Source organism: Paenibacillus sp. OSY-SE (assembly GCF_000283315.1).
Taxonomy (GTDB): domain Bacteria; phylum Bacillota; class Bacilli; order Paenibacillales; family Paenibacillaceae; genus Paenibacillus_B; species Paenibacillus_B profundus.
The window spans coordinates 45,168-70,481 of sequence record NZ_ALKF01000203.1; the positions used below are offsets into that span (position 1 = coordinate 45,168).

At 45.3% G+C, this 25,314-nt stretch carries 26 protein-coding genes, 1 pseudogene and 1 riboswitch; of the genes and pseudogenes, 22 read left to right on the forward strand and 5 right to left on the reverse strand.

Going from position 1 to position 25,314, the window contains the following annotated elements; genetic code table 11:
• Positions 1-161: 161 nt before the first annotated feature.
• From A372_RS0129050 to A372_RS0129130, 17 genes and pseudogenes are all read left to right on the forward strand, one after another.
• Complete coding sequence (locus tag A372_RS0129050) at positions 162-1,115, forward strand: ABC transporter permease (RefSeq protein WP_019424453.1); 954 nt, start codon at positions 162-164, stop codon at positions 1,113-1,115.
• 30 nt (positions 1,116-1,145) lie between these two features.
• Complete coding sequence (locus A372_RS0129055; protein WP_019424454.1) at positions 1,146-2,042, forward strand: carbohydrate ABC transporter permease; 897 nt, start codon at positions 1,146-1,148, stop codon at positions 2,040-2,042.
• 89 nt (positions 2,043-2,131) lie between these two features.
• Positions 2,132-3,754, forward strand: coding sequence for an extracellular solute-binding protein (locus tag A372_RS0129060; protein ID WP_026011350.1), 1,623 nt, complete (start codon positions 2,132-2,134; stop codon positions 3,752-3,754).
• A 404-nt stretch (positions 3,755-4,158) separates the two neighbouring features.
• A complete protein-coding gene (locus A372_RS0129065) occupies positions 4,159-5,346 on the forward strand; it encodes a GntR family transcriptional regulator (protein WP_237728648.1) in 1,188 nt (395 codons plus the stop codon).
• Between the two features lie 39 nt (positions 5,347-5,385).
• A riboswitch (Fluoride riboswitch) is annotated at positions 5,386-5,446 on the forward strand.
• A gap of 60 nt (positions 5,447-5,506) precedes the next feature.
• Entirely contained in the window at positions 5,507-6,826 is a 1,320-nt protein-coding gene (locus tag A372_RS0129070; protein ID WP_019424457.1) for a voltage-gated chloride channel family protein, read from the forward strand.
• A 236-nt stretch (positions 6,827-7,062) separates the two neighbouring features.
• Positions 7,063-7,932, forward strand: coding sequence for an ABC transporter substrate-binding protein (locus tag A372_RS0129075; RefSeq protein ID WP_019424458.1), 870 nt, complete (start codon positions 7,063-7,065; stop codon positions 7,930-7,932).
• A gap of 72 nt (positions 7,933-8,004) precedes the next feature.
• On the forward strand, positions 8,005-8,943 hold the full coding sequence (locus tag A372_RS0129080) for an alpha/beta hydrolase (protein ID WP_019424459.1): 939 nt from the start codon (positions 8,005-8,007) through the stop codon (positions 8,941-8,943).
• 298 nt (positions 8,944-9,241) lie between these two features.
• Positions 9,242-9,451: pseudogene (locus A372_RS0129085) on the forward strand (serine/threonine protein phosphatase); the annotation flags it as partial.
• A 56-nt stretch (positions 9,452-9,507) separates the two neighbouring features.
• On the forward strand, positions 9,508-9,690 hold the full coding sequence (locus A372_RS34960) for a DUF4083 family protein (RefSeq protein WP_019424461.1): 183 nt from the start codon (positions 9,508-9,510) through the stop codon (positions 9,688-9,690).
• Positions 9,691-9,779: 89 nt separating this feature from the next.
• Positions 9,780-10,316, forward strand: coding sequence for a histidine phosphatase family protein (locus A372_RS0129095; protein ID WP_019424462.1), 537 nt, complete (start codon positions 9,780-9,782; stop codon positions 10,314-10,316).
• A gap of 89 nt (positions 10,317-10,405) precedes the next feature.
• Complete coding sequence (locus tag A372_RS37755; protein ID WP_019424463.1) at positions 10,406-10,573, forward strand: hypothetical protein; 168 nt, start codon at positions 10,406-10,408, stop codon at positions 10,571-10,573.
• Between the two features lie 26 nt (positions 10,574-10,599).
• Positions 10,600-10,827, forward strand: a complete 228-nt coding sequence (locus tag A372_RS34965; RefSeq protein WP_019424464.1) for an alpha/beta fold hydrolase — start codon at positions 10,600-10,602, stop codon at positions 10,825-10,827.
• 211 nt (positions 10,828-11,038) lie between these two features.
• On the forward strand, positions 11,039-12,073 hold the full coding sequence (locus A372_RS0129110; RefSeq protein WP_019424465.1) for an ABC transporter substrate-binding protein: 1,035 nt from the start codon (positions 11,039-11,041) through the stop codon (positions 12,071-12,073).
• A gap of 217 nt (positions 12,074-12,290) precedes the next feature.
• A complete protein-coding gene (gene fur / locus A372_RS0129115; protein WP_019424466.1) occupies positions 12,291-12,779 on the forward strand; it encodes a ferric iron uptake transcriptional regulator in 489 nt (162 codons plus the stop codon).
• 163 nt (positions 12,780-12,942) lie between these two features.
• Entirely contained in the window at positions 12,943-13,911 is a 969-nt protein-coding gene (locus A372_RS0129120; protein WP_019424467.1) for an ABC transporter substrate-binding protein, read from the forward strand.
• Positions 13,912-13,915: 4 nt separating this feature from the next.
• Entirely contained in the window at positions 13,916-15,688 is a 1,773-nt protein-coding gene (locus A372_RS0129125) for an ABC transporter ATP-binding protein (protein ID WP_019424468.1), read from the forward strand.
• Positions 15,681-17,420, forward strand: coding sequence for an ABC transporter ATP-binding protein (locus tag A372_RS0129130; RefSeq protein WP_019424469.1), 1,740 nt, complete (start codon positions 15,681-15,683; stop codon positions 17,418-17,420). Before A372_RS0129125 ends, A372_RS0129130 begins: the two co-directional genes overlap by 8 nt.
• Positions 17,421-17,632: 212 nt before the next feature.
• Here the strand turns inward: A372_RS0129130 and A372_RS0129135 are convergent, their stop codons facing one another.
• Positions 17,633-17,950 (reverse strand): AzlD domain-containing protein, encoded by a 318-nt coding sequence (locus A372_RS0129135; RefSeq protein ID WP_019424470.1) that lies wholly within the window; start codon positions 17,948-17,950, stop codon positions 17,633-17,635.
• Positions 17,947-18,657, reverse strand: coding sequence for an AzlC family ABC transporter permease (locus A372_RS0129140; protein WP_019424471.1), 711 nt, complete (start codon positions 18,655-18,657; stop codon positions 17,947-17,949). The genes A372_RS0129135 and A372_RS0129140 overlap by 4 nt, the downstream gene beginning before the upstream one ends.
• 151 nt (positions 18,658-18,808) lie before the next feature.
• Here A372_RS0129140 and A372_RS0129145 point away from each other — a divergent pair, with 151 nt between their 5' ends.
• Positions 18,809-19,387, forward strand: coding sequence for a helix-turn-helix domain-containing protein (locus A372_RS0129145; protein ID WP_019424472.1), 579 nt, complete (start codon positions 18,809-18,811; stop codon positions 19,385-19,387).
• An 81-nt stretch (positions 19,388-19,468) separates the two neighbouring features.
• Here A372_RS0129145 and A372_RS0129150 read toward each other — a convergent pair whose 3' ends face one another.
• Positions 19,469-21,049 (reverse strand): oleate hydratase, encoded by a 1,581-nt coding sequence (locus A372_RS0129150; RefSeq protein WP_019424473.1) that lies wholly within the window; start codon positions 21,047-21,049, stop codon positions 19,469-19,471.
• A 251-nt stretch (positions 21,050-21,300) separates the two neighbouring features.
• Positions 21,301-21,870 carry a dihydroxyacetone kinase transcriptional activator DhaS gene (dhaS, locus tag A372_RS0129155; RefSeq protein ID WP_019424474.1) on the reverse strand — a complete coding sequence of 190 codons (570 nt, stop codon included), beginning with the start codon at positions 21,868-21,870 and terminating at the stop codon, positions 21,301-21,303.
• A gap of 178 nt (positions 21,871-22,048) precedes the next feature.
• Between dhaS and A372_RS0129160 the strand changes: the two genes are divergently transcribed.
• The 3 genes from A372_RS0129160 (at position 22,049) to A372_RS36800 (ending at position 24,182) form a co-directional block, all read left to right on the forward strand.
• A complete protein-coding gene (locus A372_RS0129160; RefSeq protein ID WP_019424475.1) occupies positions 22,049-23,209 on the forward strand; it encodes a serine hydrolase domain-containing protein in 1,161 nt (386 codons plus the stop codon).
• A 186-nt stretch (positions 23,210-23,395) separates the two neighbouring features.
• Positions 23,396-23,833, forward strand: a complete 438-nt coding sequence (locus A372_RS0129165) for a hypothetical protein (RefSeq protein ID WP_157259795.1) — start codon at positions 23,396-23,398, stop codon at positions 23,831-23,833.
• Between the two features lie 64 nt (positions 23,834-23,897).
• Positions 23,898-24,182 (forward strand): DNA translocase FtsK, encoded by a 285-nt coding sequence (locus A372_RS36800; RefSeq protein ID WP_237728655.1) that lies wholly within the window; start codon positions 23,898-23,900, stop codon positions 24,180-24,182.
• 89 nt (positions 24,183-24,271) lie between these two features.
• Here the strand turns inward: A372_RS36800 and A372_RS0129170 are convergent, their stop codons facing one another.
• Positions 24,272-24,421 carry a hypothetical protein gene (locus A372_RS0129170; protein WP_157259797.1) on the reverse strand — a complete coding sequence of 50 codons (150 nt, stop codon included), beginning with the start codon at positions 24,419-24,421 and terminating at the stop codon, positions 24,272-24,274.
• A 572-nt stretch (positions 24,422-24,993) separates the two neighbouring features.
• Between A372_RS0129170 and A372_RS39185 the strand changes: the two genes are divergently transcribed.
• Complete coding sequence (locus A372_RS39185; protein ID WP_019424478.1) at positions 24,994-25,116, forward strand: hypothetical protein; 123 nt, start codon at positions 24,994-24,996, stop codon at positions 25,114-25,116.
• Positions 25,117-25,314: the final 198 nt, after the last annotated feature.

Genomic DNA, 25,314 nt, shown 5'->3' on the forward strand with positions numbered 1-25,314 from the left:
GAAATCGCACATATCAATTCCTGTCTGTTTAAGCTATTGAAGTGGAAGTGGATATATTCAATAGTGAGAAGGATATATCTGCTATATCAAGTGAGTATGGAGTTATATCCTTGCTAATATTTGATGACGCTTACAATTCGTGAATTGAAGGGGTGTATGCGATGAAGACAGATGTTTTGATGAGGCAGACGAGCAAGAAGCAGAGTCCACTTCTCAACATCAAAAAACAGGTCAAAAGGAACATTAGCTTATATGTCATTATTTCGCCGGCCGTGCTCTATTTTTTGATTTGGCATTACTGGCCGATGTACGGTGTACAAATTGCCTTCAAGGAATTTTCCGCAGGTTTGGGTGTTTGGAATAGCCCATGGGTCGGGTTGGAGCATTTCGAACGATTTTTTAATGCGTATTATTTTTGGACGATCCTAAAGAACACACTCGCGATTAGCCTCTACGGACTTCTGATCAGCATACCGGCGCCAATCATTCTAGCCCTCATGTTTAACGAGTTGAGAAGCAAACGATTACGAACATTTGTACAAACGGTTTCGTATGCGCCCCATTTCATATCTGTTGTCGTCGCGGTCGGTATTTTGTTCTTCTTCATCAACCCGACGAACGGAGTCTTCAATACCGTTATCGAATGGTTCGGGGGAGAACGCAAAGATTTTATCGCCGACCCGAATAATTTTTGGCATTTGTATGTTTGGTCTGGCATCTGGCAGGGGATTGGATGGTCATCCTTGATCTACACCGCCTCGATGGCTGGAATTTCTCCAGACCAGTATGAAGCCGCTTATATTGACGGTGCAAATAAGTTCCAAAGAATATGGCACGTTACACTCCCAGGCATACTTCCCACCATTGTCATTCTTTCCATTCTCGCTGCAGGCGGGGTGATGAGTGTCGGATTCGAAAAAATATTGCTGATGCAAAACGACATGAACCTCGAAACCTCGGAAGTCATTTCAACTTATATGTATAAAAGCGGTCTATTAAATGCGCAGTACAGCTTTTCGGCTGCCGTAGGATTGTTCAATAATATTGTCAATTTCATTCTGCTGCTCATTGTCAATTCAGTTGCTAAGCGAGTTAATGAAACAAGCCTGTGGTAAACAGCCTGCTTCGTTAAAAGGAGGAATATGATGCTTACTGACGTTAAGAGGACCCCGGGTGAGAAAGCGTTCGATTGGCTCAATCTGATTATCGTATTGGTTATCACATTCATCATTCTGTATCCGCTTGTGTTTGTGTTATTCGCCTCGATGTCCGACCCGCGCAAAATGTTTGACAGCCCGCTGCTGTTCTGGCCGAAAGGTTTTAATTTAGATAGCTATGTGACCGTTTTTGAAAATAAAGATATTTGGATGGGATACGGAAATACCGTTCTGTATACTACAGTCGGGACCTTCATCAACATTATGATGACTGTGTTCGGCGCTTATCCGTTGTCGCGTAAGCGCTTTTACGGAAAAGGATTATTTACCTTCCTGTTCACGTTCACGATGTTCTTCGGCGGAGGATTGATTCCAAGCTATCTGGTCAATCAGCAGCTCGGCATTGTCAATACGATGTGGGTGCTCGTTCTGCCAGGGGCTATCAGCGCTTTCAACCTCATTATTATGCGAACGTATTTTCAGACGCAAATCCCGCTGGAGCTAGAAGAGAGTGCTTATGTCGATGGCTGCAACGATTACCGGCTGCTCTACAAAATCGTGCTCCCCTTATCGACGCCGATTATCGCGGTTATGGTGTTGTTCTACGGTGTCGGGCATTGGAATTCGTATTTTGAAGCGATGATATATATGTCCGACCGAGGACAGTATCCGCTCCAGCTGATTTTGCGGGAAATCTTAATTAAGAACGAATTCAAAGACATGCTTGGAATCGCAGTGGACAGTCAGTACGCCGATCGGATGATCGTCCGAGAAGGATTGAAATATGCGGTTGTTGTTGTATCTTCATTACCGCTCTTGATCTTATATCCGCTGTTGTCTAAGTTTTTTGAAAAGGGTATTTTAGTCGGTGCCATTAAAGGGTGAGCTTTATGTAACTATTCCATCGGTTTCATATAAAAGGCATTGCGCCTTTTCCATTGAACATAATCTGAGGGGAAAGAAGGTTGGTTGCATTGAAGAAAGGATTAACGATTTTGACTGTATTAGCGCTGCTGTTCACTATCTTATTGGCTGGGTGTGGCAATGGTGATAAGGAAGACGCCTCAGGAGTAAGCGATGAGAAAAAAACAGAAACGCCAAGCGGCAAAATCACCTTAAAAATCGCGCGCACTGGTTATAGCGATCTGCGTCCGCCAGCTAAGGATCTGTGGATGTGGAAAAAGTATGAAGAGAAATCCGGGATGCAAGTTGAATGGGAAGAGATTCCTGGCGGAAGTTTAGCGGAAAGAAAAAATGTCATTATCGGCTCGAATGATCTTCCGGATGCATTCTATCAGATCGGGTTCAGTCAAGATGAGTTGATTAAATACGGGAGTCAAGGACTATTTATTCCACTGGAAGACATGATTGAAAAAGAAGCGCCAAATTTGCAAAAGTTATTTACGGATCATCCTGACATTAAACGGGCGTTAACCATGCCGGACGGACATATATATTCACTTCCATATATCGATTTCTCAAAAGCTTATGCATCGCTTCGTATTTACATAAATAAAAAATGGTTGGACAACTTAGGATTGCCCGTGCCGAAGACAACAGAAGAATTCAGAAGCACATTAAAGGCTTTTCATGAAAAAGACGCTAACGGTGATGGGACAGCAGGAAATGAAATGAGTTGGGTGGCACCGACAGGCACTCTGAATTGGACGCTTGAGAGACAATTATTCGGAAGCTTTGGAATGGGCAATGGTGGATTGAAGGCGAACAGCAACTGGATTTATAAAGACAAAGACGGACAGTTGAAAACGATATTTAACGATCCCAAGTATAAAGAAGTCTGGAAATACTTAATCGAGTTGTACAATGACAAGTCGCTGCCTCAGCAAAATTTCTCCGGCTACGAATATGCGCAATGGGTGGCTGACGGTGCCAAAGATTTGGTCGGTGCCTTCTCGTGGGTTGGCGCAGACTATCTTGGCAGCGATGTGAAGAAGAACTTTATTGGAATCAATGTGCTTGAAGGTCCGAATGGAGACAAGGTCGTGAACTGGATGGATCCGCCGACTCGAGGCATTTCCTCTTTCATTATTACCAATAAAAATAAACATCCGGAGCAAACGTTGAAATGGGTGGATTATTTTTACGGCGAAGAAGGCTCGAAATTCGGAACGTTAGGGATCGAAGGTGAAACTTACAATATGGTAGATGGCAAGCCTGTATATATTGATCAGATTGCAAACTATAAAGGCGGCTTGCAATTGGGAGCGTTCCAGTATGTAGATAACGTATATGGAGGAGATTACCCGTATGTGGAGCCATTGGATGAATTGAGAACGGCAATCAAGGGAACGACAGTGGCCCAAGACATTCTCGCCGATACGGCAGAGCTTGAAAAGTATGCTCCAGAAGAAAGATGGCCTGATTTTATGCCGACACCGGAAGAAAGCAAACAAACTAGCGCAATCATGACGGATATTAACAAATATATTGCTGAAATGCGTGTTAAATTTATAACGGGCAAATTAGATTTGGATGCTGAGTGGGATAATTATGTAGCGACGCTCAATAAAATGGGGGCTGAAAAATATGTGGAGATTAAACGTGCCCAGTATGAGCGATATAACAATGTGAAGTAAAAAAACAAAGTATTTCTATAATGAATAGCCTAGTAACGGGTTGCCTTCCGTTATTGGGCTTTTATGTTGTCGAGCTTCCTTACAAATGGCCCTTAGCTCCACTCTCCCATACAGTCAGGAAAGATAACGACGGGGGACAAGACACATTCCGTTCCGTTTCGTATATAGGCCATTCCATGAAGCGACTAATTATAATGGCAGTAATCTAGAGTGAGCATGCTCCCTTCTGATGGAAGGGGAGAATGAAGCAAAGGGACGGGGGAAGCGTCCTTGTTAGTCTGAGCGTGCCGCTGGACGAGCGGAACAGCAAGCGTTATTGATAGGTCACCGTAAGACTGCTCAAAGCTTGAATCTCTGGTAAACGTAATTAGAAATCGATATACTGTATGTGCAGACATCGTGGAATGGTGAATGTTTTTCTGTGGGGATGTTTATCGTGTTTAGGATGTGGAAACCGAATGTCAAAGGCAAATGAACCATTATATCTTGTTATTTTGAATGATCTAAAAGAGAGAATATTACAAAACGAGTATAAGGCGGATCAAAGACTTCCGACTGAAGTCGAATTAGCGAAGCAGTTCTCAGTCAGTCGCATTACTTCAAAAAGGGCATTGGCCGAGTTGGAGCGTGAAGGCTACATTTATCGAATCAGAGGAAGCGGAAGTTATGTGAAGGCGCTATCTCGTTATGCTGACCACTCAGGGCCAAGGCTGGATGGAATGAATAAAGTGGTGTCGATGATATTGCCTTTCGATAATGCCAGCGGGTTGATCGGTTATATTCGAGGAGCTTCGGATTATTTGAATGCAAAGGGATATTACTTAAGCATTCATCAGACGGATGCGAATTCAGAGAATGAAAATGAATTTCTCAAGACGCTCCCGAAAAACGGCATTCCGGGCATCATCTATTATCCCGTATCGGATAGTACAAATTGGGAAATTATAAATACATTGTATTTCAATTCGTATCCGATTGTCACCATTGACAAATATTTCGAGAGTGTCCCAGTCACTAGTGTGACTTCTGATAATTTCAATGGCGGCTATCAAGCGGCCAGCCAATTAATTGCGCAGGGACACCGGAGAATAGGGTTTGTTTCTAGCGTTAGCATTGAATCCACTTCTTCGGTAAGAAATCGCTATTTTGGATACTGTCAGGCTTTAAAAGAAAATGGACTATACATTAATGATGAAATGGTCGTTCTGAATGCCATTGTTCATACCCGAAAGCTGGGGAAACAGGAGTTTTTGTCCCGTTTAATGCAAAAATGTAGAGAACTTCAGGTGACAGCGATCCAATGTGAAAATGATACGATTGCGACCGATTTATATAAATATTTGTCGGAAGCGGGAATGTCGATTCCCGGAGACATGTCTTTGATTGGTTTTGACAATAATGAAATCGTTCACCATCTGGATATTCCGTTAACAACGTTTGAACAGAATTTTTTTGAAATCGGCAGAAAAAGCGCAGAACTAGTTGTCGAGGGAATCGAGACTGGCAGAATTGCGTCGCAAAACATACAAATCCCCGTTAAGCTTGTGGAGAGGCTGTCAGTCGGTCCTGCAAGGGATTTCACTCATGGATAAGCTATTGCATTCTCCATTAAATATCGAATATAATGATAACAAATCATAGGCGATGGAGTTCGCCTTTAACTGCCTTCGAGCTAATGACTCCTACCGGTAAGCAACTTTTACTGGTAGGAGTCTGTTTTTTTGGCTCAATTGAACCTGGAGGAACAAATCGATGGAAAAACTGAAGCTGCAAGCGAGAAGGTTGGCAAAAAAACAGCTCCATGCCGCGATTCTATTTTATGTTCTTAAATGGATATTGCTTGGCGGTGTGGTGGGGATTATTACCGGATCAGCCTCCGCATTTTTCCTCACCAGCTTAGAGTGGGCTACTGACATGCGCTTGCAGTACTCGTGGCTGTTGTTCTTACTGCCCATTGGAGGAGCGGCCGTAAGTTATTTATATAAACGTTACGGTAACAACGCCTCAAAAGGGAACAATTTAATCCTGGAACAAATCAATACCGAAGCACAAGAGCATGTGCCTTTTCGAATGGCTCCATTAGTATTGTTTGGCACAATTATTACCCATTTGTTTGGCGGATCTGCAGGTCGGGAAGGAACAGCGGTGCAAATGGGAGGAAGTCTGTCGGAATGGATTGGCAAATGCTTTAAACTAGATGCATTGGACCGAAAAATCATACTTATATGTGGAATAAGCAGCGGGTTTGGCTCGGTCTTTGGCACACCGTTGGCAGGCACTTTTTTTGCCATTGAAGTGCTGGCAATTGGCATGTTCAGGCACAGTGCTATTTTCCCAAGCTTTGTTGCCAGCTTGGTGGGGGACAGAGTAACTGCTGCGTGGGGGGTTCACCATAGCCATTATACCATTGGGGCCATTCCAGAGATGACACTTCCCTTGATTCTAAAAGTGTGTATTGCAGCCATTTTGTTTGGTTTGACAAGCATTTTGTTCAGTGAGCTGACCCATCGTTTGAAAAAGGGCTTCTCCTTCCTTTTCAAAAATCCGATGTTAAAAAGCTTTGTTGGCGGTGCGATTGTCATCGGCTTGGTCTATCTGGTCGGAACTCGTGATTATATTGGACTGGGGCTTCCATTATTGACGCAGGCTTTCGATGGTGAAGTCGCTCCAGGCTCCTTTTTCCTGAAGACTATATTTACATCGGTGACCCTTGGATCCGGGTTTCAGGGAGGGGAAGTGACCCCGCTCTTTGTCATTGGGGCTACTCTAGGCAACGCTTTGGCCGCTTTGCTGCAGGTGTCGGCACCATTTATGGCTGCTCTAGGCATGGTCGCTGTCTTCAGTGGCGCAACCAATACTCCGCTAGCTTGTTTTGTGATGGGGATTGAATTGTTTGGTTCCGAAGCGAGCGTATATCTCTTTATGGTGTGCGTGGTCAGCTATTTATTCTCTGGGCATACCGGCATCTATACATCTCAAATGATAGGTGTAAGCAAGAGCCGGCTCTTTCCATATCCGAAGGCTTCAACCCTGGATTCCGTTCATAGCAAACAAAACAAAGAGGAGAACTGAACAGTGCTCCTTATCAACTGTAAGGCACATGAAACGTACTGCTGCGAAATGGTTAATGTAGTCGTGAATGATAAGGAATGCGCAGGGGGGGGAGGGATAAAAACTTCATTTTACGCATAATTGGCATGGACAGAATGAAATAGTTCATATTATGATAATGATAATCAGTATCAATTGATGGTGTTTCTTGAGGAGGGATGATTGGAAACCCGAATCGCTATTAGTGGAGGGATACAATGATTAATTGTAAACGTAATTATATCGTTTATATGTTATTCGTTTTATTTTCTATACTTATTACCGCATGTAGCGGTACGAGCACCCAATCCTCCGAAAGTCAGACATCCCTTGATGAATTTATGGGCTCCAGCACAAAAAAAGAATCAAAAACGAAAGTCGTAAACACGATTCATGGGGATATTGAAATACCGGCGAATCCACAACGGGTTATCGTAGACGGATATTTACCTACGCTGCTTCTATTGGGGGTAAAGCCTGTTGGCACAACCGATTCCGATCTTATAAACGTGCATATACAGAATCTCATCTCCGGAATTGATAGTATTGGGGACAATTCCGAGGAAAAAATGTTGGATTTGGCCCCTGATTTAATTATTAGCGCGTCTGCTGCTGAAAAAGGAGCGGAGGCATGGTTGTCTGATTTTGACGTAAAAATAGAGCAAGCGAGGAAGAAAGTCAAAGCAGCCGTTGGAGAAAATGAAACGGTGTCTATTATTGGCGCTTTCGGCAAGGATTTTTACATTTATGGGGACGGCATTTATCGTGGCGGACAAGCGATCTACAGACATCTTCAGTTAACTCCCCCAGCTCTTATTCAGAAGGAGATGATGGATCAGGGGGAAACATATAAGCAAGTTTCTTTTGAAGTGCTGGCTGATTATGCCGGCGATTATATCTTTTTGGATGAATCGAACGGCGGTGCGTTGAACAAAAAAGATCCAATATGGAGTTCTATCACTGCGGTTAAAAATGACCGGGTCTTCTACCTTGATGCAAAACGATATTGGCCCTATGATCCGATTGCTGTGTTAGCCCAGGCGGAGGAAGTGGCTGATATGCTTGTCTCGAAGGCAAAAAACAAATGAGAAAACATGTTGCGACTTGCCAACAAGTATTGCCAACTAAATCCATCGTACAAGAAAAGAGGGATGAAAACAATGCCGCTGCATCCTCAGATTCATGACTTTCTTGAACGGTATTATGCTGTAGCAGACACAATGTCATTAGAACAGATTTCACTTGAGCAGCTTCGCCATTATTTCAATTTAACGTGGTTGACTGAACACGTCGAACCAGTCAAACAAGTGCAAAATAGGATGATTCCTGGACAAGAACATGATGTGCCTATTCGCGTCTACACTCCAGAAGGAGACGGCCCACACCCTGCGTTGGTTTACTACCATGGAGGAGGCTTCATACTAGGCGGACTGGACTCTCACGATTCCATTTGCCGTGTGTTCGCGAATGCGGCCTCATGCGTGGTTGTGTCTGTCGATTACAGGCTTGCTCCCGAGCACAAATTTCCTGCGGCAGTCGAGGATGCATTTGCTTCCTTGAATTGGGTCGCAGATCATGCTGATGAGCTTAACGTGAATCCGTCACAGATAGCCGTCGGGGGAGACAGCGCCGGAGGAAATCTCTCTGCTGTAATGGCAATTAAGGCCAAGGAGCAAGGAAGTCCGCCGCTCACCTATCAACTGCTTATTTACCCCGCTGTCTCTACAGACATTCGATTCGATTTCCCCTCCATGACAGAGAATGCGAACGGTTATTTGTTGACAGTGGAATCTATACGATTGTTCTACAGCCAATACTTACGCAATGAAGAAGATGCTATGAACCCTTATTCGTCACCTTTGCTATATAAAAATGTAACCAGCCTGCCACCGGCCATGGTCATCACAGCAGAGTTCGATCCACTGCGTGACGAGGGCAAGGCTTATGCCGAACGATTACAGCAAGCAGGTGTGCCGGTTCATTACACATGCTATAAAGGAATGATTCATCAATTTTTTAATATCGGACATGAAGTAGATGCAGCAAAAGCGGCAATCATGGAAGCAGCACTTGCATTGAAAGATGCGTTTACTAAATAAATGAAGGTATAGGTCAAAACCTCCGAATTCACGTTATGTGAAATTGGAGGTTTATTTGAGTCCAACGCGTTTTCAAGTTGACCCACATCTGCTCTCCATTGTCAAGACACGACATGAACTGTTTCTTTGTATATAGCCCCTAATAATTGAATATTGTGGAAAAGAAGCGAACGCTCATGTTACGATGGTAGGCAAAGGAAGTGAACATTACACTGGAACGAATATTGGCAATCAGCGACATTCACGGGAATTGGAAAAGTTCGAGCGGCTATTGGAGACGGTTCAGTACGATCCGAACAGGCTAGTCTGGATTCGAAGGGAATTCTATGATGGGTATTGCGGGACGAAGACGGTCATTTTCAGTCATACTAACACCAAGTCACTGCATGGAACGGATGACGTTTACTTTGCTGCGAATCGGATAATCGGAATCGATGGCGGGTGTATATACGGCGGCCGCTTGAACTGCTTGGAGTTACCGTTCAAACAAACTTATTATGTAGAATGAGTGGACCTAAACCATTTTGATGGAAATGTTATGAATAAGGAAAAAGGGGTGCAACAATGACTTTTAATTGGGGGATTGCAATTTACCAGATCGTATTTCTCGGATTAATTGCCTTGTTTTTCATTGGGTTATATCGGTTTGTAAATCGAATGGTACAACATACGCGCAATACGAAAGCTACCTTGCAGCGTTTAGAGGAAAAAGTGGACCGTTTATTGAATCATAACGAGAGGTTGTAATTGCTTTAAAAACCAAATTTATCGCTGCCAAACAATATGGTGAGGAATTTTTGAACTAGTATAACAATAGAGGACGTGCGTGATTCGTTATGAAGATTGGATTGGTCAGACATTATAAAGTGACGTATGCACCCGAAAATAAATGGATGAACGCAACCCAATTTAACTATTGGGTTGATGAATATAATAAGTCGTCTATTCAGCCCAATGATCAGTTTGATCGCAGTACAAAGTGGGACGTATGTTTTTCAAGTGATTTATCAAGAGCAGTCCAAACAGCAGAACGATTATATCAAGGCCATATTGTCAAAACCAATCTGCTGAGAGAGATAGACGTCAGATCTGCAATTCAGTTGCGATTTAAATTACATTTTAAGCTATGGTTAGTTATCGGACGAGTAGCATGGTATTTCTCACATCAGTCGCAGGAAGAAAGCAGGAGCGAATCCATGACAAGGGTAAGGCAAATCGTTGATCGAATCGAGACAAGCGAAGAAACAAATATATTAGTAGTAAGCCACGGAGCACTTATGAGATTTATAAGTAAAGAGTTGATCCGAAGAGGCTATATGGGGAAAGAGTTATTAAAACCAGAAAACGGAGTATTGTATATGTTTGAAAAATAAAAATATGTAGGGGGCCGTATCTGGCTGTTCATTGGATTTTATACAGTGAAAAAGCCGCGTATACCTCTTCACGGCAGGTCTTCACATTAATGATGTTTGGATATATTGAAGGCATTCCGACTTCGCTAAAAGTGAAAAAAGTGGTGTGCATGGCTGGCAGAGTGCCTTCAGGGCCGTTTGAAGTGATGTCCAAAATGATGACAGCCTTCTTGCCAGAAGCTTTGTTTCCGTCAGGGAAAAATGTAAAAAGCTGTTGAGTAAATTAACGGGGCCGATTTATTCTATGATGCAGCACAAAATCGTCATCTTTGAGAACAGCCAGCTTGCTGCTCTGCAAAATAAAGCACTGTTTTTAATAGGTGAATACGATAGGTTATCCAATTACGCGAAAGCAATAGCCAAGTTAGACGTGAATAAGCTGCTGTACAAAATAATAAGAGATGCTGGTCATGCTATTAATCGTGAACAAGCCGAGATGATAAACAAGGAGATTATGAATTTTCTGGAATGAGAACGTAGATCCCTTTGCGAGCCAAGGAAATTGCAGTCATTTTGTATAATAGAGCACGAGTTTGTATAAGAAATGAACCGAGAATTTGCATTGTAAGACGTAAATGTCATGAGCTACAATTGTCGTGAACGAATAAATGAGAATGAGAATCATTACATATGAGTATTCTCTGTTCGTTACATTTACAACTTGCATGGGAGTGGAACGGTTTATGGTTAGTTCGCGTCGGATAATGGATATATGGATGGCTGTATTGCTTGTTATGATTATGAGTCTGACTGGTTGCGGAGCGCAAGGGCAGTCGGCGGGACAGGCGGAGCAGCAGGAAAACAAAGAGAATGCAGAGCCAAATACGGACAAATCGTCCACTGAACAAAAACAAAAGGAAAGCGAACAGCAAACAGGCAGCACTCGGGTAGTTACAGATGCGTTCGGTGAAGTCGAGATTCCGGTAAAGCCGCAGCGGGTGGCTGCTCTTTACTTGGAGGACTATATCGTGGCATTGGGTCAACAGCCGGTGGTGCAATGGTACACGCATACGTGGGGCACACAAGAATATCTGAATCTGGACGTGCCGTTGTTCGATATGGACGGCAGCATTGAGGCACTGTTAGACGTAAATCCAGATTTAATTATCCTTCCTGGAGATCCTGATGCGGCTAAGTACGAGCAATATTCCAAGATTGCGCCAACCTACTGGCTGCCGGCTGATGTCAATCAAAATATGCCAAAAACACTTGAAACGATGGGTGATTTGCTAGGTGCGACTGATAAAGCAAAGGATGTTCTTGCACAGTATGAGCAAAAAGCGGCGGAAGCAAAAGGAAAGCTGGAAAAAGCGATTGGAAAAGAAACCGTGGCGGTGATTCGACAAAGCGGCAAAGATAAATCATTAGCATTGTTTAGCGCGCATAAAGGCTTTATCGGTCCTACGATGTACACAGATCTTGGCTTGACACCACACAAGCTGGTCACAGATATCAAAGACTATCATGCACAGTTATCATTAGAAAAAATTCCTGAGCTCGATGCCGATCATATTTTTATTTTTCCATCCAATGGAGACTGGAATACGGATTACAATAAAGAAGCAATCGCGGAATTAGAGAGTGCAACATTGTGGAAGAACTTGCCTGCTGTGAAAAATGGACATGTATACAAGGTAGAACGCTCCCATTGGCAAACGACAGCGGTCACAGCAAAAATGATGCAAATTGATGATGTAGTTAAGATGCTGGTGAAGTGAGAAGCAGCAACGAAGTCAGCAGTAACTAGGAAACCAATCGGTAAAGCTTTTCAGCCAATGTTGAAGAGCTTTCTTTTTGGTTTATGTTTTTTTGTCGGGACTTTGAATGGCTATTGATTATTTTTATTTATTTGATTAAACTAGTATCATAACTAAATTAAAATAATTCTAATTAAGAGTTTGGCGATAAACAACAACTTGGGAGGTGTTGACGAACATGATGATGACAGAGCGGCTTGATAAAATCAATCAGCAATTGATCAGCAAGCACTACAAGCTGACCTCTCAGCGTGAAGCGATAGTTCGAGTGTTACTGGAGAACGAAAGCGATCATTTGAGCGCCGAGGAAGTGTTCATGCTGGTGAAGGACAAGTATCCCGAAATTGGACTTGCCACCGTGTATCGAACGTTGGATCTATTATCTGAGCTTCATATCGTAGAAAAAATGAATTTCGGTGACGGGGTGGTTCGCTTCGACCTGCGTGGAGACGGACATGAACATATGCATCATCATATGATTTGTTCGGAGTGCGGAGTGGTGGAAGAGATTCAGGATGATTGGCTGTTGGAACTGGAAGAACGAATTGAACGCGAATTTGGCTTTAAGGTGACCGATCATCGACTCGATTTTTTAGGCAGATACCACATATGTAAAAGCAATGTTTGCAAGAAAACATCCGTAAAGAAATGCAAGGCAGTTTCCTAAATTAAAAAAACGAACATGACCACTGGAGTTATTTCTCCAGTGGTCTTTTTGCGTGAAGATATATTCCCGCTAACCGCAACGTATTCCGCCTACTGGTAGAAGCTCAAATCGCCTGCATTATATGATGAAGTGACTGATACTAGAAAAGGGGAATGGAAAGAACATGAGGGAAAGAAAAGTATTTTCGTTTTTATTAGTCGTTACCATGTTATGGAGCATAGTCGGATGCGCCGGGACTGACTCGAGTCATACAGCCAAGGAAGAGGACAAGAAGTTGGCTTCAACAGCCAAAGTGGATAGTGCTGCATCAGCTTTTCCACGCGCGATCACACATTTGAAGGGCGAGACCGTCATCCAGGCACGACCGCTCAAAATCGCGACGCCTTATATCTCGTTTGTCGATTATATGGCCGTTTTGGACGAATATCCGATTGCAGCGCAAGGGGTTGAGACTATCATGCGGAATTTTCCAAGCTTGAGCAAGCGTGTGGCGGGGAAAGAGATACTAGATCTCGGTATGGAGGTCAATCTGGAGAAACTGCTGGGCGCGCAGCCGGATTTGATTATTGCAGCAGACGATATGCAGGATCAGTATGAGAAGTTAACCCAAATTGCTCCAACCATCATTCTTCCGCAAGCGGGGGACTGGCGGGAAACGTTGCAACAAATTGCGGAAGTGATTGGCAAAGAGGACAAGGCTAACAGCGTGCTTGCCGAATTTGACCGCAAATCCGCGGAATATAAAGGAAAATTAGCGTTTAGAAGTAAGGAATCCGTACTGTTTGTCATGTACACAGGGAAAGAACAGTTTATTACCTGGAACGATGGCCGCTTCGATCCTTTTTACAAGGGGCTCGGACTTAAGCCGGTGGATGGAGCGAATGCAGATGGACAATTATCGCTGGAAAGCTTGGCTGCGCTAAATCCGGAACATCTGTTTGTAATCAACAATTGGCAGAGTCCGATTCAGGGAGGCGTCAAGGAGGCCTTGAAGGACAGCAAGGTGTGGAATAGCATGAATGCGGTGAAACACAACAGCGTGTACTTCTTGGAAGATCCTTCGCTTCCTGGACCGATGGCACTTGCCAAAATCGACGGCATCGAAGAAATTATGAATGCGATGGGGAAATAGAGAGATGGCACAGTCAAAATCATTGCGATTTCTGCTTCGACTGGCCGGCAAGCAGCGCAGAAAACTAATATTGTCTTGTCTGTGCTCTGCGGCCAGCGCTGTATTTGCGTTAATTCCTTTTGTCATCGTGTATCGCATGGCGGAAGGTCTTCTCCATCCACAGGCCGATGTGTCAGCGATCCGGCAGCTCATTCTGGTTGCATGTATTGCTGTATTGCTGCGGTTCGCCTCGATGGGGGCCTCGACGATGCTGGCGCACACTGCTGCGTTTCACGTGTTGTATGACTTGCGTGTACGTCTGATCGAGAAGCTGGGGAAGCTGCCGCTCGGTTTTTTTAGTACGCAGCATTCTGGACGGCTCAATAAAGTTATTGCCGACGATGTCGAGCGCATTGAGTCGTTCATCGCGCATCATCTGCCGGATCTGACGGCGTCGATCATCGCGCCGTTGCTAACGACGGCGTACCTGTTCGCTGTCGATTGGCGTCTAGGTATCGCTGCGCTGCTGCCGATACCCGCCGCCTTTGCCGTTCAGGGGTTGATGTCGGCTCACGGTCGCCGTAGCGATGATATGCAACGAATGCATGATCTATCGGAAACGATGAATGGAGCCATCGTTGAGTTCGTACATGCGATGCCGGTCATCAAGTCGTTTAACCAGACCGTGCATTCGTTCGCTCGATATCGCCATTCGGTAGAGAGCTACGCGAGCTTATGGACGCAAATTGCCCGCAAGAAAACGCCGCTCTATACCCTGTTTCTTCTGCTATTAGAATCGGGGCTGCTGTTCATTATGCCTGCGGGCGTCTGGTTGTATGGGCAAGGCGCAATTACGCTTTCTGTCTTGCTACTGTTCCTGCTTCTTGGCGTCGGACTGACAGCGCCGTTGCGGCAAATCTCGACATTGGGCCACATGATGCAGAACAATCTGGAAGGGGTCCGCCGAATAGAGGCGGTGCTGTCCGAAGAGGAGCAATCCGTTCCGACACGCTCAGAAGCCAATAGTCCGCAGCGGTTCGACATTGATTTCCGTCAGGTTCGATTTGCTTATGGGGAACGGGAGGTGCTGAAAGGAATCGATCTGACGGCTGAGCATGGCAAGGTAACTGCCTTTGTCGGTCCTTCCGGAGCGGGGAAATCAACGGCTGCACAGCTGATCGCCCGTTTCTTCGATCCTGCGGCAGGAGAAATTCGCTTGGGAGGCTTCGATATCCGCTCTATACCGCCGGAACATCTGATGGACCTCCTATCGTTCGTCTTTCAGGATGTTCCTATCGTAAGCGACTCCGTAGCTGCCAATCTGCGGATGGGCAAGGAAGGGGCCAGCGAGAGTGATATGATTGATGCGGCTCAAGCGGCTCAAGCGCATGATTTTATCTCCGCGCTGCCGGAAGGTTACAATACGCGAATTGGTGAGGGTGGCGTTCCTCTAAGCGGAGGGGAGCGGCAACGGCTTGCGATCGCCCGCGCTATTCTGAAGAACGCGCCGGTTCTGATCTTAGATGAAGCTTTCGCGTTCGCTGATGCGGAGAACGAGGCTAAAATACAGGATGCGTTAAGCAGGTTGTTGCATGGGAAGACGGTTGTCGTCATTGCGCATCGGCTATCTACGATTATGGATGCGGATCGCATCGTCGTGTTTGATGACGGTCAAGCAGCCGGAATAGGAACCCATGATGAGTTGCTTCACAGTTGTCCATTATACGCAGGTATGTGGCAGGCTCACCGGGATGCCGGGGAGTGGTCGCTCGAAGGAAAGGAGGAGTCCGATGTTTAGCACAATCCGCTTGATTACGGGGCGTTCCAGAGGGTTACTGTCTCGGGCGACTCTCTATACGGTGCTGGAAATGATCGCAAACGCCGCTCCTGCCGGGCTCTTATATGCCATTCTGGCATCTCTGTTTCAGGGGCCGGCTTCGCTAAAGCAAATTCTGTGGTGGACGGTGTTGCTGATTGGCTTGTTCGCCGTACAAGCATTGTTCTCCAGCCTCGGCCAGATCGAAGCACAGAGCAATGGCGCCACGATTATGAAGGATGTGCGCTTGCGTCTGGGTGAGCATTTGCGGAAGCTGCCGATGGGTTACTTCGCTCGCCGGGATCAAGGGGACATCAGCCACACCCTGCTGACAAATGTAGATGAAGTGGAAATGATATTAACCCACTTGTTCAATCATGTCATCGGTTCGATTATTCTGCCGATCGTTAGCGCGGCGTTTCTGCTGGTCGTCGATTGGCGGCTGGCGCTCGCTGTACTCGTATCCGTACCACTGGCGCTTCCTCTTTTATATTGGTCCCAGACTCTGATGAGTCGGAGGAGCAAGCAGCGGCAAGAGGCGGCAGCGGCAGTGCATTCGCGCTTGCTTGAATACGTGCAGACGATCCGGTTGATCAAAGCCAACAATCAGACGGGACAGCGGTTCTCCCGGCTAGATAGCGCGATGGCCCAGCTGCGAGACGATAGTATTCGGGTAGAAGCGATGACGTCCCCAGTCGTGATGCTGTTCTCCATTGTTCTGGAGCTTGGGTTTGTGTTTCTGCTGCTGATCGGCAGCTATTTGCTAGAAGGGGGCACGCTGGATACGGCGGCGTTTTTGATCTTTCTGGTCGTCAGCATGAAGTTCTATCAACCGCTGCGCTCGGCTGGGGCGGCTTTGACACAGATGCGGTATATGGCCTCGGCGGGTGAGCGCATACGCGGCATCTTTGCCGAACCACCGCTGTCAGAGCCTGAACAGCCCCAGATCCCCGTCTCCTTCGATATTGAATTTAGCGATGTGCGTTTTCGATATGAGGAGAAGGAAGTTTTAAGAGGGATTGATTTTAGGGTGCCGGAGCACAAGCTCATTGCGCTGGTCGGACCATCAGGCGCAGGCAAGTCCACGATAGCAGGCTTGGTATCTCGCTTTTGGGATGTCACAGGAGGAGCCGTTCGAATCGGCGGCGTCGATGTGAGAGATATGCGCAGCGAGGAACTCCTCGCTTTGGTCAGCACCGTGCAGCAGCAGCCTTACTTATTCAATGAAACGATCGCAAGCAATATTCGGATGGGGAAGCCGGGAGCTTCACATGAAGAGGTAGTGAAAGCGGCTAAGGCTGCACATTGTCACGCTTTTATTGAACAGCTGCCGCAAGGCTACGATACGGTGGCAGGAGAGGGGGGAGCGGCGCTGTCTGGGGGGGAGAAGCAACGCATATCCATTGCCCGGGCCATACTTAAGGACGCGCCGATTGTTATCCTTGATGAAGCAACCGCTTCTCTCGATCCGGAAAATGAGGCGTATCTGCAGCGAGCTATAGGCAAGCTGGCTTACGATAAAACAGTGCTGGTCATTGCCCATCGCTTGAAAACAATCCGCGCGGCGGACTGGATCTTGGTCGTCGATGAAGGCCGCATTGTGGAAGAAGGCAAGCATGAGGATTTGCTGGGAAAAGGCGGATTGTATAATAGGCTGTGGCAGGAACAACAGCGGCTCGGGGGATGGAGAATCAAGGGAGGAAGATTATCATAGTCGGGCTAAGGAAGTAATTACACGAAAAGCTATGATTCTGTCGGCTGGGAGAAACTGCTTGAGACGAATCGAGGCTGCAATTATGAAGTAAATGAGATGCACATTCGAATATTGGGAACACAAAAAAGAGCGGAATTCACTGAGAATGCGCTCTTTTTGTGTATATCAATTATCAAAATATCAAAAAAACGCAATCCTCGAGGTTTACGCCGTTAAATCAACCGTAGCAGCGCAATAATCAATACGCCCGAAATCATCGCCCACAGCGGACTTTTGGCGAACCAAGCGGTCAGGCTCGAAACGGCTACAGCCACATAATACACCCATTCAATCTTGCCATCCACCGTTGGGTGATAGAAGATGGCCGGCGCTACCAGAGCGGCAAATACGCCGATAGGCACATAATGGAAGCCGCGTTCAACTCGTGGGGATACTTTAATGTATCGGCTGAGCGCCATGCTCGGGTAGCGGGTCAGAAATGTTGCGGCCGCGGCCACACAGATGACAATAAAGATAGTATTTGACGTCATTTCGAATACACTCCTACAGCAAATGCCGCAGCAGCTCCGGCAAATACAGCTCCGGACGTGCCGAACCATTGGTAGGCGGCCACGGATGCGATTACTGCCAGCCCGGCAGCCAAGAAATGACTGCGATGCTTCAGCATGACGATGAGAAGCCCGAGAAAAGCTGCCGTAAAGGCAAAGTCCAGTCCGAAACGGGCCGGGTCTGTAATAAACCCTCCCAGTTGATATCCGACCGCCGCGCTCGACACCCATGCCAGCAGCACGACCAAGCAAGCTCCGGCCATATATCCAAGCCCTAGCTTCCCTTGTCTTGCCTGCATCGTGCCGACGCTGTAGCTTTCATCCGTAATGCCATATGATAACCAGAGCAGATGCCTGCGATGTACGGGGCCGAGGTCCCGGCCAAGCGATAGTCCATATATAATATATCGAGCGTTAATGAGAAAAGTGCTGATTGCAATCGTCCACAGTGTGGCATCCTGCTGAAGGAGAGACAGAATGGTAAATTGTCCCGCTCCGGCGAACACGAACAGAGACATCGATACGGTTTCCAACCATGTAAAGTGATTGGCGTTATTCGCCAGCGCTCCGAAGGCAAGTCCATAAGTGAACACGCTGAGCGCAAGCGGAAACACATCGGATACAGCTTTCATAAAACCGTTCCGTAATGGAATTTCTTTTGTTATTGTAGATGATACATAGCCGTCCATCCGCGATTACTCCTCTAATATGCTATAATAACTCCCGAGATATAATATAGCATATCTGTTGCGGTGGTCAACTGATATTTTGTCTAAATCTAATCATTTTTTTATAAAGTGATTAATTTTAATCACATTACTTTACCTGATGGAGGTCGTTATGGAAAAAGACTTAATCTCTGACCGTATTGGCAAACGTTTGCGCCATTATCGGCAGCAGTTAAACATGACGTTGGACGATTTAGCCGAGCTTACTGGTGTCAGCAAGCCGATGCTCGGACAGATCGAAAGAGGGAGCTCCAATCCGACGGTAGCTACACTGTGGAAGATTGCTTCCGGACTTCAAATCCCTTTGACCGCATTCATATTCGAGAATCCTTCCTTAAAGGTCGTGCGAGCGGAGGACCAGCCCCAATTCCGGGAAGACAATAAGCGGTTCGAAGCCTACAATACATATGCGGCGCCTGGCATATCATTAGAAACGTTCCGGGCTCGACTGCTGCCGGGCTGTTCTTATCAATCAGAGCCTCATGGGCTCGGTGTAATTGAATCCGTCACCGTGTTTGCGGGCACGCTGACGATCGAAATCGGACCGGAGACAAGCACGCTTGGGAAAGGGGATGCGATCTCCTTCTCGGCTGAAACGGGTCACATTTATAAAAACAACACCGATGAATTGTGCGAAATATCGGTATCCATTCTCTATTCCAATGTGTCCACGAATAAGACCTCCATCTAACCCAATACAAAATGCCCTTGATGCTCCGATAAGGAGCGCCAAGGGCAAGCTGATGCATTTCATATCACAATCATGTGTCGCTTAGCGGAATGAAGTTACGAGTCCATTCAACAAAGTTCTTACATCATATTGATACTGATTGATTGGAGCAATCGGCTTATTGAGGCCTAACAGTGTATACACGGCGATTCTTGCGGCTCTTACCGAGTATTCCTCGGTAAATACGACATCGTCCGGAATCTCACAGAATTGTCCGACAAATGCCAGGTTCGTTGAGCCTTGCGGAACGACCTGAGGCCGGTCGCCGACTGCGCGCGGCATGAACTGCGCTGTAATATACGGCATCATACATGGAATGCAATTGGCGGATTGGATAATCGCGTCCATGTCTTTATCGAATTTAAGATGATGCAGAAGCTCTGTCAGTATTTCTTCACCTGTACAGTCAGACATTTTCTTCTTCACGTAGTCGCCTGTATTGTCTGGGAATAGACCGTAGCCCCAGAATACTTTGACATGTTCAGGCTGATTGCGGAAGTGAGGTTGATGCGCCAGTACAATTGACATCAGCCAGCTGGACTCTTTAAAGGTGACCAAGGCGCCTGTCCCTGCTTTGTTGCGGGAGAAGGCTTCCATCAGATCGAAGAATCTCGAATCTTGACACGTTACGGTGAAGGACTCCCACTTTGAACCATCGATGTTATCATCGAAGGAGGAAGGATTGCCTAAGCCAGACTTCTTGGCGGCGAGCCGATCCCACAGCTTCCAAGAGCTGCCTTTGCCGTTTAAGCTTGGCGCTTTGGTCATAGAGCCAAGGCTGTAGCCTTCTGTCATGGAACCATTGGTAACGATAACGAGGTCGCCTTCATTGAGGTCAATGGTACCTGCTGTGCCTTCTTTCACATAATGAATCTTCGTCACGGTGATATCGCTTGAATCTTTGAAATCAAGATCGGTCACCGTGCATTTCATATCAAAATCAACGCCGTACTGAGCCAAATATTTATGCAATGGAAGCGTGAGTGAATCGTACTGGTTGAACGGTGTTCTCGTTACGCCTTCAAGCGTCTGAATTCTTGGGAACTCATGCATGAAGCGAATCATATACCGTTTGAGCTCTACCACGCTATGCCAAGGCTGGAAAGCGAACGTAGTCGCCCACATATACCAGAAGTTCGTCTCAAAGAAGTGCGGGCCGAACCAGTCTTGGATGCGAGCTTTACCCATCTTCTCTTCCGGCGTAATGATAAGCTTAGACATTGCAATCCGGTCCGCCATATCAAATCCCATGGATGTAACGTCCTGAACCTCAGCGTTTTTATTGACGAGTCTAGCATTGGCATGGGTTGGATGGGCCGAATCGAATTCAATGATTTCGTCTCTGACGGATTTAGCAGGATCATCGATAGATGGAATGGATTTCAACAAATCCCACGTATTCTCGTACGTTTCATCATTCAGCATTCGGCCGCCGCGAATTACATATCCTTGCTCGCCGTTGCCAGAACCGTCGTTGCTGCCGCCGAGAATTTTCGTTTCTTCAATAATATGAATATTTTGTCCAGGGAAATCACAGTCTCTAACCAGGAAAGCAGCACCTGCAAGTGACGCTATTCCGCCACCGACAAAATATACTTGTTTGTTGTTGTATTCCTTGTTCATAACAGTCGCCTCCATTGGTAATTATTAATTGTGTTCCTTAGCAACCTAAATGTATTACATCGCGGCTGCTGGCGGAATAATCAATAAACAGCGACTGTATGATTTTTAGTCATTTGTTATAAAGTGTATATATTTCAAACAAAATGCTTGCGAAAATAGGAAAAGAATTGTGGAAATTGTGCGGTGGGCAAAGGGAAGAAAAACTTGGCTAGGCAGATTGCAAACTGGCGGATCGCCTTGTATGACTATTGTTATTGCGGTTTGTGCTCATATCGCTGTAACGCTTTTGCGAAATTGCCTTCGACTAATTCGTTCAATTTTTCAATCATCTCTTCCGGATCTTCCTTCATTCCGTGCTCCATCCATTGAATGACTAGGCCAGTAAAGGCAAGCGTATAGAAATTGGCGATAAATTTCTTGTCCTTTTCCTTGACTTCCATTTCGCACGAAACTTCGTTAACGACACCCATGATCAATTCTGTGGTGACGCTATACAAATAATGGTCCAGATGAGTTCTTGCTAATGAATTGAGCGTGTTAACACAGAATGCTTTGTTATTTTCGATATAGAGGAAAATCTTAAGGAGACCATGTGTCCACGTGTTATAGCTCCTGTATTGGGCGATGCTCTCAACCGCTTCCGTCTTATAGACCCAACCGAGCAGATCGTATATATCTTGAAAATGATAGTAAAAAGTTTGTCTGTTCAAGCCACAGCTATCCACGATATGCTTGACGGTAATTTTATTGAAAGGAACATGGTTCATGACTTCCTTGAGCGAAGTTGCAAGCGCTTTTTTTGTTATTAATGAACTAGACATTCCATCACCTTCTGCATGAGTATATAAAACAGAACTATGAACTTTATTATACCCACAATCTCATATCATCACAATTAACGCCAATCATCTCCAATTGTTGAAGTGATGAATTTGTTATAGACGTAAGAAGTGAAATTGTGTAATATATTTCTAATTTTAACGAAGGCGAGGAATAATTATGGGCGCTAACTTATTGAATACGAATCCGGCAAGCCTGCACATTTACGAAGGTATTACTGCTGCTTCCCCGCAAGACGTTGGGCTGCATCCGCAGCAATTGGGTAAATTAGATGTGCATTTTCTATCGCTAATTGAAAACGGATCCATCCAATCGGCCAGTTATCTGATCGCCCGGAATGGAAAAGTCGCTGCTTGGAAGTCAATGGGCAAGTTGGACGGCACGGCAGACAGGGGAGATCTGCAGCCGGATTCGATTCGCAAGCTGGCTTCCATCACGAAGACATTTACGACTGTAGCGCTCATGAAGCTGGTGGAAGACGGCAAGCTGTACCTGGATCAGCCCGTATGCACCATCATTGAGGAATTAAACAATCCTACGCATCAGGATATTACGCTATATCATCTGTTGACCCATACGTCCGGCATCCTGCCGGTTGGGGGTTACTTCAATGAACCGTATCCGAACCCTTGGTGGGGCACGAACGGAATGGAGGATTGGATACGCAAAGTGTTGCAAGGACCGCTCTACTATAGGCCGGGCGAAGCGTACAATTATTCGTCCGCAGGATTTTTGCTGTTAGGTGAAATCATACAACGAGTATCTGGGGTTCCGTTCGAATCGTTCGTCATTGAGAACATTATTGAGCCGTTGCAACTGGAGCGCACATTCTTCGACGTACCGGAATCGTTGCATGGGCAGGTGTGTGTTGTCGATCAATGGGACGTCAATTTGTTAAAGCCACAGGAGGATTATGCCAAGCTTCCCCCTCGATCGGACAGCGGGCTTTATTCAACCTTACACGATATGTGGAAATTCGGGCAGATGCTCTTAAACGGTGGAGCTTGGAACAGTGAGCGGATATTAGGGCGCAGAACGGTTGAACTGATGACACGCCGGCATCTGTTCGGCAAGCCTGCTTATCAGTGGGGAGGCAAGCTTCAAGATAAGCCCCATGCGCTTGGCTTCGACATTGCAGCAGATCATATGACGTCCTTTGAAACACAAGGAACTTTCCAATTAGAAGGCGCTGGTCGTTCGGCATTGTTCGTCGACCCGACGGAGCAAATGGTAGTCGTGTTTTTCGTTCCCTCTGTCAGCTCATGGGTTCCGCTATCTGTACTGGGAACGAAGCAGATTATTTGGTCGAGCCTGATGTAATATTTATATTGCTGCCGCTTCGAACAACGGAGCGGCTTTTTTATGTTGCTATCTGGGGGAATATGTTGATAAAAGTAAAATGTTAGTATATTAATGCTTTAGGACTATGTACTTAATTAGGGATATATTAGTAGAATGGGTAATAAGAGACAGATGACTCTACATAATGCGAAGGGTGGAATACCTGTGAAATTTAAAAAGTCATTTTCGATGTTTTTTGTATTTGTTATGGTTCTAGTATTTTCACAGAATGCATTTGCTGCTGTTGGTGTAGGAGACACAAAGGAGAGTGCAATTAACTTATTCCCTCCTTCAAGTATAGAATTGTATATTTCCAACAGTAAGGATAAAAATTGGTTTACTTGGACCAACAACACCGGGAAGATGAAGATGCTTACCTCTTTTTTGAACCCAAGTAGCGATTCCAATAAATTTAGATTAGGATTTCTTATGGAATATATCAACGGGCGAAAGACAGATTTGCTTTATGCAAGTACTCTTCCATCCCACATAATTAGCAATATATACATTCCTGACGGAGCTAAACTGTATATTGTGGTAGATAAAATAGATGATTATATGACGCAGTACAGGCTCGGCTTCCTTATTGATGATATACTTTAATTTCAGAGCGCTTTATAAGCCCCCATAGTGATGCTTTTTTATTTCCCTAGAAAGGATGATAACGATGGAACGTTCCGATGAAACGAAAGGAACAGTCGAAGATAAAGGCGAGTCGGATGAATTATATATTACGGCTGTAAAGATTGTCGCTGCAGCTAAACAGGCATCTACCTCTTTATTGCAAAGAAGGCTTAGGATAGGACATACAAAAGCGTCCGGTTATTTTTATTCTGCAAAAGAACATATAAGAAACCGCAGGGAAATATCCCACGGCTCCGTTCCTTACTTCTTTGCATCCACTCTCGCCTGCAGTTCCTTTGTAGCCCGATCAAATTACTCGTCCTCATAATCCACTTTTATTTACCTTTCTTACATAGAAGTCGATAGGACGGGTGCCATTGTCTGCCGCCTTCGGACTCATCAGGCGGGTCACCACATCTATTCGTAAATGCTATCAGCGTTTTCGTAACGGATCTTCTCGGATTTTACAGTTTCAGAATGTGGGCTATCTTTTTCTTCCTGAGTAAAATCTTGAGCTTTAATGGTCTTTTCTAAATTCTTCAGTCCGTTTTTTGTCGTTTTATCCACCCATAACACCCCCTTATTCAGGAATAGTTTTATCAATATAGTTCCTTCTCATCCCCCCTCATGATATTAAATTTCTTGTGACATCCTAAAAAAGAGCAATCTGTTCATTTGGCAGGTTATTATTTCATAAATACATAAAAAAGAAAAAGCCGCGGGTTAGTTCCCACGGCCAGTTGTCATTGTAACGACAAGTATTGCTTTTTCACCTTTGGGTATGGTGTAACGTATTTTTTTGAGGCTGCCCATTGGTGGACGAAGCCTACAATTTAACAGAGCCCCACGCTGCGATAATCGCCAGCGCGAGGCTCTTTATAATCCAATATCGTTAGACGTTCTAACTGGAAGAGGCTACTTACTGTTCTTATCCGAGAATATCGGTATTGAAAGGGCTGCATGTTTTGTATTACAATACAATTAATGATAATCATTATCACCCATTTGAGAAAGGACATGTTTGAGATGTAGTGGGTGAAAGTCATCCAACACTATCAATTATCGGAAGGTTTTTAGTTCAACTTATATTTAGTTCAACTTATATAGTAAGAAAAATCGATGAGGGGGAAGAGCGCATCATGAATTCATTATATCCGATTTTGACTGTCGCTTTAATGATTGCAGGAGGTTTTTGTTTATGGCTGGCGCTGGCTCATGATCTGCGTTTCAGGAAGTGGAAGAGAAGCGAATCGCCAGAATGAGGCGCTTGGACACAACGATGATTTCTCCTATTAAGGGCCTTACAAACGGCTCTTTTTTGATTTCACCGGATAAAAGACATCATCAAACATAACGCATACCTAAAGAAAATGTATTATGATAACACATATAGCGGAAGGGAAATAATTCATTAGTTACGTTTTTCCATTCGAACTTGCTTTTTTGGAGGGCATGGGAGT

Excerpts from the sequence above, each read along its gene's own strand:
- A372_RS0129050 (WP_019424453.1), top strand. The coding sequence starts at position 162 with ATGAAGACAGATGTTTTGATGAGGCAGACGAGCAAGAAGCAGAGTCCA.
- A372_RS0129055 (WP_019424454.1), top strand. The coding sequence starts at position 1,146 with ATGCTTACTGACGTTAAGAGGACCCCGGGTGAGAAAGCGTTCGATTGG.
- A372_RS0129065 (WP_237728648.1), top strand. The coding sequence starts at position 4,159 with ATGGTGAATGTTTTTCTGTGGGGATGTTTATCGTGTTTAGGATGTGGA.
- A372_RS0129070 (WP_019424457.1), top strand. The coding sequence starts at position 5,507 with ATGGAAAAACTGAAGCTGCAAGCGAGAAGGTTGGCAAAAAAACAGCTC.
- A372_RS0129075 (WP_019424458.1), top strand. The coding sequence starts at position 7,063 with ATGATTAATTGTAAACGTAATTATATCGTTTATATGTTATTCGTTTTA.
- A372_RS0129080 (WP_019424459.1), top strand. The coding sequence starts at position 8,005 with ATGCCGCTGCATCCTCAGATTCATGACTTTCTTGAACGGTATTATGCT.
- A372_RS34960 (WP_019424461.1), top strand. The coding sequence starts at position 9,508 with ATGACTTTTAATTGGGGGATTGCAATTTACCAGATCGTATTTCTCGGA.
- A372_RS0129095 (WP_019424462.1), top strand. The coding sequence starts at position 9,780 with ATGAAGATTGGATTGGTCAGACATTATAAAGTGACGTATGCACCCGAA.
- A372_RS37755 (WP_019424463.1), top strand. The coding sequence starts at position 10,406 with ATGATGTTTGGATATATTGAAGGCATTCCGACTTCGCTAAAAGTGAAA.
- A372_RS34965 (WP_019424464.1), top strand. The coding sequence starts at position 10,600 with ATGATGCAGCACAAAATCGTCATCTTTGAGAACAGCCAGCTTGCTGCT.
- A372_RS0129110 (WP_019424465.1), top strand. The coding sequence starts at position 11,039 with ATGGTTAGTTCGCGTCGGATAATGGATATATGGATGGCTGTATTGCTT.
- fur (WP_019424466.1), top strand. The coding sequence starts at position 12,291 with ATGATGATGACAGAGCGGCTTGATAAAATCAATCAGCAATTGATCAGC.
- A372_RS0129120 (WP_019424467.1), top strand. The coding sequence starts at position 12,943 with ATGAGGGAAAGAAAAGTATTTTCGTTTTTATTAGTCGTTACCATGTTA.
- A372_RS0129125 (WP_019424468.1), top strand. The coding sequence starts at position 13,916 with ATGGCACAGTCAAAATCATTGCGATTTCTGCTTCGACTGGCCGGCAAG.
- A372_RS0129130 (WP_019424469.1), top strand. The coding sequence starts at position 15,681 with ATGTTTAGCACAATCCGCTTGATTACGGGGCGTTCCAGAGGGTTACTG.
- A372_RS0129135 (WP_019424470.1), bottom strand. The coding sequence starts at position 17,950 with ATGACGTCAAATACTATCTTTATTGTCATCTGTGTGGCCGCGGCCGCA.
- A372_RS0129140 (WP_019424471.1), bottom strand. The coding sequence starts at position 18,657 with ATGGACGGCTATGTATCATCTACAATAACAAAAGAAATTCCATTACGG.
- A372_RS0129145 (WP_019424472.1), top strand. The coding sequence starts at position 18,809 with ATGGAAAAAGACTTAATCTCTGACCGTATTGGCAAACGTTTGCGCCAT.
- A372_RS0129150 (WP_019424473.1), bottom strand. The coding sequence starts at position 21,049 with ATGAACAAGGAATACAACAACAAACAAGTATATTTTGTCGGTGGCGGA.
- dhaS (WP_019424474.1), bottom strand. The coding sequence starts at position 21,870 with ATGTCTAGTTCATTAATAACAAAAAAAGCGCTTGCAACTTCGCTCAAG.
- A372_RS0129160 (WP_019424475.1), top strand. The coding sequence starts at position 22,049 with ATGGGCGCTAACTTATTGAATACGAATCCGGCAAGCCTGCACATTTAC.
- A372_RS36800 (WP_237728655.1), top strand. The coding sequence starts at position 23,898 with ATGGAACGTTCCGATGAAACGAAAGGAACAGTCGAAGATAAAGGCGAG.
- A372_RS39185 (WP_019424478.1), top strand. The coding sequence starts at position 24,994 with ATGAATTCATTATATCCGATTTTGACTGTCGCTTTAATGATTGCAGGA.